Annotated in this window: 11 protein-coding genes; 4 read left to right on the top strand and 7 right to left on the bottom strand. The window is 57.4% G+C overall.

The window, feature by feature from the left end:
* Positions 1 to 141 precede the first annotated feature (141 nt).
* The 7 genes from CPH65_RS07860 to CPH65_RS07830 form a co-directional block, all read right to left on the bottom strand.
* On the bottom strand, positions 142 to 1656 hold the full coding sequence (locus CPH65_RS07860) for a PLP-dependent aminotransferase family protein (RefSeq protein WP_096172976.1): 1515 nt from the start codon (positions 1654 to 1656) through the stop codon (positions 142 to 144).
* A gap of 148 nt (positions 1657 to 1804) precedes the next feature.
* Positions 1805 to 2668 carry a GNAT family N-acetyltransferase gene (locus CPH65_RS07855; protein WP_197703983.1) on the bottom strand — a complete coding sequence of 288 codons (864 nt, stop codon included), beginning with the start codon at positions 2666 to 2668 and terminating at the stop codon, positions 1805 to 1807.
* A 39-nt stretch (positions 2669 to 2707) separates the two neighbouring features.
* The gene (locus CPH65_RS07850) at positions 2708 to 3385 is read right to left on the bottom strand and encodes an aspartate/glutamate racemase family protein (RefSeq protein ID WP_096172975.1); all 678 of its coding nucleotides are present in this window, start codon (positions 3383 to 3385) and stop codon (positions 2708 to 2710) included.
* Positions 3385 to 4224, bottom strand: coding sequence for an ABC transporter permease (locus CPH65_RS07845; protein WP_096172974.1), 840 nt, complete (start codon positions 4222 to 4224; stop codon positions 3385 to 3387). The genes CPH65_RS07850 and CPH65_RS07845 overlap by 1 nt, the downstream gene beginning before the upstream one ends.
* A 2-nt stretch (positions 4225 to 4226) precedes the next feature.
* Complete coding sequence (locus CPH65_RS07840; RefSeq protein ID WP_371359452.1) at positions 4227 to 5129, bottom strand: ABC transporter permease; 903 nt, start codon at positions 5127 to 5129, stop codon at positions 4227 to 4229.
* A gap of 147 nt (positions 5130 to 5276) precedes the next feature.
* On the bottom strand, positions 5277 to 6569 hold the full coding sequence (locus CPH65_RS07835) for a PotD/PotF family extracellular solute-binding protein (protein WP_172891483.1): 1293 nt from the start codon (positions 6567 to 6569) through the stop codon (positions 5277 to 5279).
* Between the two features lie 64 nt (positions 6570 to 6633).
* On the bottom strand, positions 6634 to 7620 hold the full coding sequence (locus CPH65_RS07830; RefSeq protein WP_096176301.1) for an ABC transporter ATP-binding protein: 987 nt from the start codon (positions 7618 to 7620) through the stop codon (positions 6634 to 6636).
* A 267-nt stretch (positions 7621 to 7887) separates the two neighbouring features.
* On the opposite strand from CPH65_RS07830, the gene CPH65_RS07825 reads away from it, so the two are divergent.
* The 4 genes from CPH65_RS07825 (at position 7888) to CPH65_RS07810 (ending at position 12431) form a co-directional block, all read left to right on the top strand.
* Positions 7888 to 8601: a GntR family transcriptional regulator gene (locus CPH65_RS07825; protein WP_096172973.1), complete on the top strand. Its 714-nt coding sequence runs from the start codon at positions 7888 to 7890 to the stop codon at positions 8599 to 8601.
* 203 nt (positions 8602 to 8804) lie between these two features.
* Entirely contained in the window at positions 8805 to 9836 is a 1032-nt protein-coding gene (locus CPH65_RS07820; RefSeq protein WP_096172972.1) for a BMP family ABC transporter substrate-binding protein, read from the top strand.
* Positions 9836 to 11392 carry an ABC transporter ATP-binding protein gene (locus CPH65_RS07815; RefSeq protein ID WP_096172971.1) on the top strand — a complete coding sequence of 519 codons (1557 nt, stop codon included), beginning with the start codon at positions 9836 to 9838 and terminating at the stop codon, positions 11390 to 11392. Before CPH65_RS07820 ends, CPH65_RS07815 begins: the two co-directional genes overlap by 1 nt.
* Positions 11382 to 12431, top strand: a complete 1050-nt coding sequence (locus tag CPH65_RS07810; RefSeq protein ID WP_096172970.1) for an ABC transporter permease — start codon at positions 11382 to 11384, stop codon at positions 12429 to 12431. Before CPH65_RS07815 ends, CPH65_RS07810 begins: the two co-directional genes overlap by 11 nt.
* Positions 12432 to 12435: the final 4 nt, after the last annotated feature.

Below are 12435 nucleotides of genomic sequence, written 5' to 3'. Positions count from 1 at the left end.
GCAATCTCCGTGCTTGGGTTTGCAAAAGGCATATCATGTTTGTGGGGCTTTGAGGCGGACGCTTTCCATCTGGCTCCATGGAAAGTGAGAACTGGTCCATGTGGCAGGATGCCACCGATTTTGGCTCAAGAAGATTTTGGCTCAAGAAGGAGTGCGGGACTGGTCGATCAGATGGCCGATGATCGCAAGACCGGTTTCGATATGCGACTCCACGATGGAGGTGAAACCAAGACGCATGAAGCGCGCGCCATCCTCCTGATTGGCAAAGAAGATATCCCCCGCCTCGACCAGCACCCCCTGCTCTCTGGCAAGACTTTCCAGAACCCGGCTGTTGCAGCCTTCGGGCAGACGGATCCAGAAACTCTTGGCTCCGGCATCCCGTCTCCAACTGCATTGGGGCAGATACTTGGGCAAAAGCTGCGCGATCAACCCGGCGCGCCGCGCCAGCACCAGACCAGTCTTTTGCAGATGCTGCTGATAATGCCCAAGGCTGATGAACGTGCCAAGAATGCGCTGGTTGTTGGTTGGCGGATGTCGCATCAAGAGCCGACGCAGCACGCGCAATTCCTCAACCACAGCCGAATGGGCCACAATGAACCCGATCCGAAGGCCCGGCGCGAGCGCTTTGGAGAAGCTGCCCACATAAATGACCTGCCCCGTCGTATCAAGGCTCTTGAGACAGGCAAGCTCATTGCTATTCTCAAGCAGAAGATCCGCCTCATAGTCATCCTCAATGAGGATGACATCATGTGCCACCCCATGATCCAGAAGAGCCTTGCGGCGAGTAAGCGGCGCAATGGCTGTCGTCGGACATTGGTGGCCCGGCGTCAGATAGGCCATGTCGCAGCCTGCAAACACGTCGTCCGGAACAACACCATCCTTGTCCATTGTCAGAAGGGTATAATCACCCGTCGCCAGTTGGACCATGTTGCGCATATCCGGATAGCCGGGATCCTCGACACCCACCTTCGTTTTCGGTCCGCACAGAAGCTGCACTAGCATCGAAAGGGCCTGCTGAGAGCCGATGGTGATGATGACCTCTTCAGGACGCGCAAAGATGCCGCGCTTGGGCAGCACATGCACGCAGAGCTGTTCGACCAGATCCGGATCATCATCATCGATGAGATCACCGGCCCAACCGCAAATCTCCTGATGGCTCGAAGTGACTCTCACTGCCTCACGCCAATTGTTGATCGGAAAGATCGTCGGATCGAACTGGCCATAGAGAAACGGGTGCGGATAGCTCAGCCAGTCACGCGGCTTGTTGAAATGCCGCAAATCGGACGGTCTCGCCGCAAAACGCGCGCTCCATCCGCTATCCGGCTGACGTTCACCGACAGAACGGCGCATGATCACCGGACGGTCCGCAACGAAAATGCCGCTGCGTTCGCGTGAGACCAGCACCCCTTCGTCAATCAGCATCTGGTAGGCTGCCGTCACCGTATTGCGGGCAATGCTGAGCAGGTTGGAAAGCTGACGGCTCGACGGCAAACGATCTCCCGACTTCAACAGCCCGGTTTCAATCGCATAGACAATTGAGCGCCGGATCTGGATATTCAGGCTCGGTCCCTTGCGGTCTAGTTTTTCGAACACACGTTGCCAGGTTGCCGTGGGATGTGCTCTTGCCGATGAGATGTTGTGTACGTTCATGCTCATATGAAAAGCAAGAACCGGGCCAGTCGGCAAAGCCGGAGGCCTACGGCTTTTCCGCTAGCCTGCAGGTTGGACAGACTGCCCGTTCCTTAGACTTTTTGCCCAATTTGATGGCGTTTTCACCCTTCCCGGGCCGTTCAAACAAGACCAATCAGCCCAGCTCGAAGGACGTAATGCCAAAGATCTTTTCGAGTGGCAGGCAGGGATCCACACCCCGATACATCCTCGCCGTTTCGAACACTGGCTCAAGGCCCGCTCCTTCAGCCAGCGCGACCGCCTCGCGGTTGCCTTCTGGCACATCAAGTATGATTGTGCTGTCAGCAGGAACACAGGCGACCAGCGCCGCAAACAATCCATCGGCAGACGCAGGCCCCAATGCGAAAAGCGGGCCGATTTTATACCCCTCCCGGCAAGCCCGGATCGTGCCAAAGCCGACAAACCGCTCATCGACGTGGGCCGTTAGGGTGGTGCGGCCAATCCCTGCTTGCGGCAACACCCAGTTCCGAATGAAATCATATCGCTTCGCACCGAAGCACTGGCGATCAAGCTCAAGCAGATCACCCACATCCTGACCGCGCAGGGGGGATATGTCGATCACGATTTTGGGCTTTGCTCCGCCCGTGGCGACACCGGAGTAGCGGATGTTGCGACCAGAGAAAGCATAGCCGCTTCTGATATAATTATCCTGCTGGGCGAGCACACCATCGAGCCCGACCGTTCGCCCGTCCAGATGCTGCGTGCCTCTCGTCCATGTCCCATAGCCCACGCCCGAGCCGCGATGATCAGGATGAACGATATAAAACCCCAGAAAGCCGAAATCCGCCCCATAGCGGACAACCGATATCGAAGAAACCGGCTCGCCATCGAGAAAGCCCATCAGAAACCCGTCCGGATCAGCCGCATGGAACGCCGCCAGATCATCAAGACCGGGGTTCCAGCCTTCCCCGACCGCCCATTCAACGGCGATTGCGAACTCTTCCAGACTTGCCGGGCGGATCACCAGATCATTCATCATTCACACCAGATCGCTTTGTTGTCTCTTATGCCGCATCCCTTACGCTGCATCCCGGTCATTTCTTGCAGCAAACAGCGCTTCGCACAAGGCCACAGCCGTAGACACGCCATCCAGAACCGGTCGCCCGAAGCGAACACTCAGACTGTGGGCCAGATCGACCATACCCGCACAGCCCAGCACGATCGCGCCGGGATCCTCGTTCGCAATCGAACGCTCTATTTCAGCAGCGATCCGCTCGCACGCGCTCTGAGGGTTGGTCTCAAGCTCCAGCACCGGCACTTCGGACGCCCGCACCTTATGGCACCGGGAAGAGAAGCCATAGGCGTCCAGATTGGCTTCAATCACAGGGATGGAGACCGACAGCGTGGTAACCACCGAAAATTGCCCACCAATCAGCATTGCCGCGTGGAACGCCGCCTCTCCCACACCAATCACCGGAATGGGCGACCGCAACCTTAGCTCGGCAAGGCCTGTGTCATCAAAGCAGGCAATGACACAGGCATCAAACCCGCCCTCCTCCAGCACCAGTCTGTCAAACAGCCGAAAGAGGCCCGGCAGCGTGGCCGCGCCATCTTCAGGCCCCTGAATGGCCGGTGGTGTGTCGGTCGGATTGACCGCCGTGATCCGCGTTCCGGTTCGAACGATGCTTTGCGCCGCTTCACCAATCGTCTTGGTCATCGCTGCTGTGGAATTGGGGTTGATGACCAGAATATGCATCAGACCATGCCCTTGCCAGCGTCCGAGCCAAGCCTTGCCCGGCGCCGGTTCATGATGAGCACCGCCACAAGAAACACCGCGATGATCCCGAAGGAAAAGGCCGTCGTCAGCGACCCCAGCGCAAAAATCACCGGTGTCGTGACATTCGTCGTCATGCCATAGATCTCGAGCGGCAATGTGTTGTAACTGCCCGCCGTCAGCAGCGTCCGGGCAAACTCGTCGTAGGACAGGGTGAAACCGAACAGGGCCACCCCGATCAGCATCGGCGCAATGATCGGCAGCACCACATGGCGCACCGTCTGCCAGGCATTGGCACCCTGATCCCGCGCGGCCTCCTCATAGGATTTGTCAAAGCGGTTGAACACCGCGAACATGATCAACAGGCCAAAAGGCAGCGTCCATGTGAGCTGCGAGCCAAACCCGGAGGTCGACCAGTGCACATTGAGACCTGATTGCGAGAAGATCAGCCCAACCCCGAGCGAAACCAGAATTGAGGGAATAACAAGCGACGTGATGATCAGATAGAAGATGACACCCGAACCGGGAAAGCGCTTGCGAAACGCCAGCCCGCCCATCACGGAAACGACCACGGTTGTCACCATCACCATCAAGCCCAGCGTGAGCGAGCGGGCAAAACTGCCCCAGATATCCCCCACAGCCTGCTGCTCGAACAGATCCCCAAACCAATGCAGCGACACGCCGCGCATCGGGAATGTCAGCCCCCCTTGCGGCCCCTGAAAGGACAGAATGGCAATGGTGATGGTCGGACCATAAAGGAAGATCAGAAAGAGGGCGAAGAATGCCGCGAGCACATAAAAGGATCTGGATCTCTTTTCCATGACTAGAGCTCCTTTCTGATATCGACAAAGCGCAGGAGAATGGCAATCACCAACAAAACGGTGATCAGGAGAATGACCGCCGTCGCCGCAGCCGACGGATATTGCAACAAGGCGATATCGTTGGAGATCAGCCGCCCGACGTTGGCGGACTGGCTGCCTGACATGAAGCGCACGGTGATGAAATCGCCCATCACCAGTGTGGTGACGAAAATCGAGCCGATGACGATGCCCGGTTTGGTCAGAGGAATGATGACGTTGGTCAGTGTCTGAAACCCCGTTGCCCCGCTGTCATAGGCCGCCTCGATCAGTGACTTGTCGATCCGCATCATGGTGTTGAAAATCGGCACCACCATGAACAGCGTATAGAGGTGGACAAAGGCGAGGATGACCGAGAAATCCGAATAGAGCAGCCAGTCGAGCGGCTCGTCGATGAGACCCATGGAAATCAGCGACGAGTTGGCAATCCCGTTGCGCCCCAGAAACGGGATCCACGAAATCATGCGAATGATGTTCGAGGTCCAGAAAGGGATCGTGCACAAAAGGAAAAGAACGATCTGCCATGTCAGCGTGCGCACATGAAAGGCAAGGAAATAGGCCACGGTAAAGCCCATGGCCAATGTGAAAGCCCACGTAATGACCGCATATTTAAAGGTATTGAAAAACACCTTGTAGGTCACCGGCGAGGTCAGAAGAAACTCATAATTGTCAAACTGGAAAGCCGGATAGATCGAGAATTCCGTCGCCCCCCAGAAGCTGACCACCACAATCATGATGATCGGCAACACAAGAAAGAACAGCAGGACGAGCGCAAGAGGCATGGACAGAAGCCACCCCGACACCGCATCCGACAGGCCATGGCTTTTGCGCCGATTGGGCGGAACTGCGGGCTTTGGGTCAAGCTCCATATTGTGTGTCGCGTCCGTCATGATTGATCCGTGGCTATTCGTTGACGATGATGTTAGGGGACGCGCCCCGGCTAAAGTAAGATGGCAAAGCATGATGACAAACCATGATGCCGGGGCCGGGACGCGAGAGAGCTCTTTGTTATCGAGTTAGGCCGCGATGAACTCGTTCCATTTGCGAACCATATACTGGTTCTCGTCCATAACAGCGTTCCAGCAGGCAACCGATCCCATGCGATCATAGAAGGAGCCGCCGTCGCGGATTTCGCCAGTGCTGACGAGCTTGTCGCCGGTCGGGCTGGTGATGTCGCCCGTGGCTTCCTTGCCTTCGAACCAGTAGCCCCATTCGTTCTCGCTCATGAAGTCCTTGGAGGTTTCCGGAACCGCCGAATAATAGCCCTGACGCATCAGATAACCGCCAACCCAGCCGGACAGATACCAGTTGATATACTCGTAAGCTGCTTCCAGCTCGAGACCGGACAGAGCGCTCGACAAGCCAATACCGCCACCCCAGGAACGGTAGCCTTCCTTCAGCGGCTGGTAGACGCATGGAATGCCCCGCGACTTGACCGCGGTGATAGCCGGCGACCACATGGACTGTATCACCACTTCACCGGATGCCATCAGGTTGACGCTCTCATCGAAGGTCTTCCAGAAGGCGCGAAACTGACCGTTTTGCTTGGCTTCGGTGAAGATCGCCATGGTCTTGTCGATCTCTTCGCGGGTCATGTTGCCCTTGTCGCCATACTTGATTTCGCCCATAGCCTCGCAGACCATGGCAGCATCCATGATGCCGATGGAGGAAATGTCGAGGATAGAGGACTTGCCCTTGAATTCCGGGTTGAGGAGTTCGGTCCAGCTGTTGATCGGACGACCGATCAGGTCCGGGCGAATGCCAAGGGTATCGGCGTTATAGATGGTCGGAACGAGAGTCATCCAGCCGGTTTCGCTGTCAGAGAAGGTGGTCCCATCGGGGCCATCAACAAAGCCGACAGTATGCGGCGCTGTGCCCTGTGCGATGGTGGAGTCAGGCGTCAGCTTGCCGGATTTGAAGATACCGACGATTTTGTCGTAATTCTTGATTTTGGAGGTATCCATGGCCTGCAGGTTGCCGGTCGGCCAGACCTTCTTGCAGATCCAGTATTCGATATCGGCGATATCGAAGCTGCCCGGCTGTGTCGCGGCGCGCTGGGTAACGGCATCGGAATCAAGCGCCGTCATTTCAAGCGTGAAGCCAAGATCTTCCTTCACCTTCTGAGCAACATCATTGAGGTTGGAAACGCCGGTGCCGAACTGGCGCAGTGTCACGTCCTTGATATTCTGGGACCATACCGTCGGGAAACCGGTAATGGCGCCGGATCCGACAACCGCCCCGGCGGTCGCTGCTGTCCCTTTCAGAACGGCACGGCGGCTGATGCCTTTCTTTTCCTGCTTGATCGTCATGGGGTGCTCCTCTTTACGTTCCCTGCGACTGGCCGGGACAGAATGTCGCCGGCTCATATGCGGCTCAAGCCGCGAGTGTGTGGGCATCCTCCGGCTTCCACGTGAGGAAGACAGACTGTCCCAGTTCAACTGGATTGGTCAAAAACTCTGAATCGTTGATGCTGACGCTCAGCTCCCCAAGCTCCGCCGATTCAACAGCAATGCTGTAGCTCGAGCCCAGGTACTCGATGGCGGTCACTGTGGCCGGGGCAGCAGCATCCCCCGTGTCCTTTGACAAAGTGATGCGGTCGGCGCGAACCGCCAACTTGTCGGATCCGCTCGCAACCACATTGTGTCCACCGATAAAGCGGGCAACGAACTCCGTGCGCGGCGCGTCGAACACCTCAAGCGGCGGTCCGGACTGCTCGATGATGCCGCCATTCATCACGATGATATGGTCAGCAAGCGCCAAAGCCTCATCCTGCGAATGGGTCACATGCATGAAGGAGATGCCGAGCTCGCGTTGCAGGCGCTTGAGCTCGGTGCGCATTCGGATCCGCAAAAAGGGATCAAGCGCGGATAGAGGCTCGTCCAGCAGCAGAATGCTTGGCTCGGAAATCAACGCCCGGGCCAACGCCACGCGCTGTTGCTGCCCGCCGGAAAGCTGCGCGGGCAAACGGTCCTTGAAAGAGGCCATATCAACCAGCTCGAGAAGCTCGACTGCCTTGGCAAGGCGCGCACCCTTCTCAACCCCCTTCATCTTGAGACTGAATGCCACATTGTCCGCGACGCTGAGGTGCGGAAACAGCGCATAACTCTGGAACATCATCGCCGTACCGCGTTTGGCAGGCGGCAGGTCAGTGACATTCTGATCGTTGAGAATGATGTCGCCTTCAGTGACATCCTCATGCCCGGCGATCATCCGCAAGGTTGTCGACTTGCCACAACCAGAGGGTCCGAGAAGACAGGTGTAGGTCCCACTGGGTATCTTCTGATTGACAGAATCAACGGCCAACGTGGGTCCGTAGCGTTTGGTCAGTCCGACAAGTTCAAGGGCCGATTTTGATGGCATTGATAGCTCCTCATGCATTCCCGATCTGTTTTGCAAGCCACGTGCCAAAACCGAAAAACGACCTAACCATATGAAATAAAAAATATATTCAAAATTCTGCAAGATACTGCGCATTCAGTCATGTGCTCAATTATTAGTCATATTGAATACATATTGAACAAAGATTGTATACAATCAAGCTATTGATCGAATGCCAACACCGGCGTATTTAGAAGGAAAGACGGCCTGCATGCAGATGCGGCGCTGATTCACGGAGTTCCCGACAACATGGACCAAACCCCAATCAACCGTGCCTATTCCCTGCCACCGGGGCGCGCTCTGGAAATATGCGAGCAGATAGAAGACGCGATCCTTGGTCATCGCGTACGACCGGGCATGAAACTTCCCGAAGATGAGGTGGGTGAGACGTTCGGTGTGAGCCGCACCGTTGCGCGCACAGCGCTTCAGGCACTGGCACACGGCGGTCTGGTCACCATCGAGCGCAACCGCGGCGCCTTCGTCTCCACCCCCAGTGTACGCGAAGCGCAGGAGGTCTTCGAAGCCCGAACTCTGGTCGAGCCGAGAATCGCCAGACTCGCGGCAAAAGCCATGTCAGATGAAGCCCTTGCCCGTCTGCAAGAGCATATCGACGCAGAACACGATGCGTTGGAGAAGGGCGAGATGGGGCTGGCCCTGTCGCTGTCAGGCGCGTTTCATCTCGCAATTGCCGAGATCGCCAGCCAGAACATCCTGACCCAGATTCTCCACTCGCTGATTTCGCGTTCGTCACTCGCCATCGCGCTCTATGGCCAACGCGCCGATGCCGCCTGTGAGAGCCACTCCCATCACGCGCTTCTCACCGCATTCGAGCACAAGGACGAGGAATCCGCAGAGCAGATCATGAAGAGCCACATTGTCGATTTGCATTCAGGTCTCAATCTCTCGGAACGCAAGACAAGTGAACGGTCTCTGTCGGATGTTTTTAGTCCGCCATCCAAGTGACCGCGCAACACCCCCCCGCAACCGACCAGCGCCAGATCAATCATCCACTGTTTTGTTTGCTGATGGCATGGTCCGCAGCAAAGTCAATCTGCCCAAAAATTAACCTCCCTCTATCGAGTGATAAAAATTACATCACTTTCGCCTTGAAAATCCGCAAAACTTCGCCGAAAGTAGGGCGAAATAAACCAAAAACGGGGACTTCAATGGCCGATAACAAAATTTTCTTTCCATCTGTGTCACGGCGACACTTCATGCAGCTGACCGGTGCAGGGGCCGCCGCTCTGACCCTGGGTGGCCTTGGCCATCGGGCCTATGCTGCCGAACCGATCAAGACGGCAGCGATCTACACCGTTCCAGTGGAACAGCAGTGGGTGAGCCGCCTTCATATTGCAGCCGAAGCAGCCGCTGAGCGTGGCGACATCGAATATGTCTATTCGGAGAACACATCCAACAGCGATTATGAACGCGTCATGCGCGAATATTGCGAAGCGGGCCACAAGCTGATTCTGGGTGAAGTCTTTGGCGTGGAAGAAGCCGCCCGTAGCGTGGCAGCCGACTATCCTGACGTGGCTTTCCTGATGGGGTCGAGCTTCAAGTCCAAGGAAGATCTGCCCAACTTCGCCACCTTCGACAACTATATTCAGGATGCCTCCTACCTGTCGGGCATCATCGCCGGTGCGATGACCGAAACCAACAACATCGGCATGGTCGGCGGCTACCCGATCCCCGAGGTTAACCGCCTGATGCATGCCTTCATGGCCGGAGCCAAGGAAGTCCAGCCGGACATCACCTTCCAGGTTGCTTTCATCGGCTCCTGGTTTGATCCGCCCAAAGCCAAGGAAACCGCTTTTGCCCAGATCGAGGCCGGTGCGGACATTCTGTATGCCGAACGCTTTGGTGTCTCCGACGCCGCCAAGGAAAAAGGCCTTCTGGCAATTGGCAACGTGATCGACACCCAGCCGGATTATCCCGAGACCGTGGTTGCGTCCGCCCTGTGGCATTTCGAGCCCACGCTTGATCACGCCATTGCCCAGCTCAAAGCCGGCAGCTTCACCGCCGAAGACTACGGCGTCTATTCCTTCATGAAAGAAGGTGGCTGCTCGCTAGCTCCTTTTGGCACCTTCGAAGGCAAGATTCCCGAAGAAGCCCTGACCTTGATCAAGGAAAAGGAAGCTGCCATTAAGGATGGTTCATTCACTGTTGAAATCAACGATTCTGAACCGAAATCCAGTTAATGGCCAACCAAACCCCGAGAGAGGCGGAGATTGTTCTCCGCCTCGACCGCATCACCAAGCGATTTGGTCCTCTGGTGGCCAATGACGCGATCGCGTTCGAGCTAAAAAAGGGCGAAGTCATCGCTCTGCTTGGTGAGAATGGTGCTGGCAAGACGACATTGATGAACATCCTTTTCGGCCACTATGTTGCCGACGAAGGAACGGTCGAGATTTTCGGCCAACAGTTGCCCCCGGGCGACCCCGCCGCCGCTCTGGATGCAGGCATCGGCATGGTGCATCAGCACTTCACCCTGACAGACAATCTGTCGGTGCTCAACAACATCGCTCTTGGTACCCAAAGCCTGTGGTCATGGAAATTTGACCGCAAGGCTGCCCGCGCCCGAATCCAAAAGCTCTCCAGCGATTTTGGCCTCTCGGTCAATCCGGATGCCATGGTCTCAGAACTCACGGTTGGCGAGCGCCAGCGCGTTGAAATATTGAAGGCGCTCTACCGCGACGCCCGCATCCTCATTCTGGATGAGCCCACCGCCGTTCTGACACCGCTTGAAACAGATGCCCTCTTCAAGACGCTGAAGATGCTCATCGCCAAGGGCATGTCGGTGATCTTCATCTCCCACAAGCTGCATGAAGTCGTCGAAATCAGCGACCGCGTGCTTGTGCTGCGCTCCGGCAAACTGACTGGCGAGCGCAACACCGGCGAAACTGACCGCCACGAACTGGCCGCCTTGATGGTGGGTGAAGAAATCAAGGTGCCCGAAGTCGAGCCGGTCGAGCCGGGCAAGCCCGTATTGGAACTGATCAAGGTGTCGACTGGCCGTCAGGGAACGTCCACACCGCTCGAAAATGTCGACCTCGTCCTGCGCGAAGGCGAAATCACCGGCCTTGCGGGCGTTTCCGGCAACGGACAGGTCGCGCTCGCAGCGCTCCTGTCTGGCATGATCTCGCCAGAGACGGGCAACATGCTTCTCGGCAACAAGGAAGTGGACAAGTGGTCACCGCGCCAAGCCCTCAAAAAGGGTGTTGGCCGTATCCCCGAAGATCGCCACGCCATGGGCGCCATCGGCGACATGTCCGTGATGGAAAACGCCATTTCCGAGAATTACCGCAACAAGCCCTTCTCCAGCGCCGGATGGCTGGACTGGAAAGCGGCTCGAAGCTTCACCGAACAGGCGATTGACGATTACGACGTCAAATGTCCCTCGCCCGACGCCCGCATCCGCCTGCTCTCGGGCGGCAACATGCAAAAGCTCATTCTGGCCCGTGCGCTGGATGACAACCCCAAGCTCATCATCGCCGCCCAGCCGACCCGCGGGCTTGATGTCGGCGCGGTCACCTATGTTCACAATCGTTTGCTGGAAGCGCGAAAGCGCGGCGCGGCGATCCTGCTGATATCGGAAGATCTGGACGAGATCCGCACCCTGTCGGACCGCATCGTCGTCATCAGCGAGGGACAATTGTCGAGCCCCTCGGCGCGCGGCGAACGCAGCGTGCAGGAACTTGGCGTGCTCATGGCAGGCCACAAGGACACCAACGCGGGAGCACCCGATGCGGCTTGAACCCAAAGAGTCCACGTCGCTCAAGACGACCTTCCTGTATCCCTTGGGCGCAATTGCCGCCACGGTGATCTTCGCCTCGATATTGGTACTCCTGGCGGGAGCCTCGCCCCTTTCTGTCTTCTATCTGGTCGCCAAGGGTGCCGCAGGCTCCCAATTTGCGCTGTTCGAGACCCTGACGCGGGCAACACCGCTCATCTTCACCGGCCTTGCCGTGGCTGTTGCCTTCCGCGCCAAGCTCTGGAACATCGGTGCAGAGGCCCAGCTTTATGTCGGCGCAACGGTCACGGTCATCATGGGCACCGGCGCTCTGCCGCTGCCAGCCTATCTGCTGATCCCATCCATCATGTTCGCGACCATGATTGGCGGCGCGCTGATGCTGCTCGGCCCCGCCCTTCTCAAGACCCGTTTTGGTGTCGACGAGGTGGTCACGACCCTGCTGCTCAATTTCGTCATCCTGCTGTTTGTCTCGATGCTGCTCGAAGGCCCTCTCAAGGACCCGATGGGCCTTGGCTGGCCCCGCTCGGAAAGCATCGACCCGGAAGGTCGCCTTGGCCGCATCGTCAAGGGCAAGCGGCTGCATTATGGCTTCGTCATCGCGGTCGCCTCGGCCATCATCACATGGGTGATCATGAAAAAGACCACCCTTGGCTACGAGATGCGCGCCGTCGGCCACAATCCCAAGGCTGCAGGCTTTGCGGGCATTCCGGTCAATCGGGTTCTGGCCAAGACCGCCCTTCTCTCCGGTGGCCTTGCAGCCCTCGCGGGCTTCTCGGAAGTCGCGGGCCTCAAAGGCAATCTGACCCTTGATCTCTCGCCCGGCTACGGCATGACCGGCGTGGTTGTTGCCATGCTGGCGCTGCTCAATCCTCTTGGCGTGCTTCTGTCGGCGATTTTCGTTGCAGGCATCTTCGTTGGTGCCGATGCCATGAGCCGCTCGGCTGGTGTCCCCAGCTACATTGCCGACGTGATGGTTGCCACCGCTCTTCTCACCATGGTGGTTGCCATCATGCTCACCCGCTACCGCGTCAGATGGAGATAGACCC

This window comes from Cohaesibacter sp. ES.047, from assembly GCF_900215505.1.
Classification (GTDB): Bacteria; Pseudomonadota; Alphaproteobacteria; order Rhizobiales; family Cohaesibacteraceae; genus Cohaesibacter.
The sequence above is the reverse complement of the archived record's forward strand: the minus strand, read 5'-3'. Positions and strand labels throughout refer to the sequence as shown.

Coding starts and splice junctions, on each gene's coding strand:
- CPH65_RS07815 (WP_096172971.1), top strand. CDS start 9,836: ATGGCCAACCAAACCCCGAGAGAGGCGGAGATTGTTCTCCGCCTCGAC.
- CPH65_RS07860 (WP_096172976.1), bottom strand. CDS start 1,656: ATGAGCATGAACGTACACAACATCTCATCGGCAAGAGCACATCCCACG.
- CPH65_RS07840 (WP_371359452.1), bottom strand. CDS start 5,129: ATGGAGCTTGACCCAAAGCCCGCAGTTCCGCCCAATCGGCGCAAAAGC.
- CPH65_RS07820 (WP_096172972.1), top strand. CDS start 8,805: ATGGCCGATAACAAAATTTTCTTTCCATCTGTGTCACGGCGACACTTC.
- CPH65_RS07845 (WP_096172974.1), bottom strand. CDS start 4,224: ATGGAAAAGAGATCCAGATCCTTTTATGTGCTCGCGGCATTCTTCGCC.
- CPH65_RS07835 (WP_172891483.1), bottom strand. CDS start 6,569: ATGACGATCAAGCAGGAAAAGAAAGGCATCAGCCGCCGTGCCGTTCTG.
- CPH65_RS07830 (WP_096176301.1), bottom strand. CDS start 7,620: ATGCCATCAAAATCGGCCCTTGAACTTGTCGGACTGACCAAACGCTAC.
- CPH65_RS07825 (WP_096172973.1), top strand. CDS start 7,888: ATGGACCAAACCCCAATCAACCGTGCCTATTCCCTGCCACCGGGGCGC.
- CPH65_RS07810 (WP_096172970.1), top strand. CDS start 11,382: ATGCGGCTTGAACCCAAAGAGTCCACGTCGCTCAAGACGACCTTCCTG.
- CPH65_RS07855 (WP_197703983.1), bottom strand. CDS start 2,668: ATGATGAATGATCTGGTGATCCGCCCGGCAAGTCTGGAAGAGTTCGCA.
- CPH65_RS07850 (WP_096172975.1), bottom strand. CDS start 3,385: ATGCATATTCTGGTCATCAACCCCAATTCCACAGCAGCGATGACCAAG.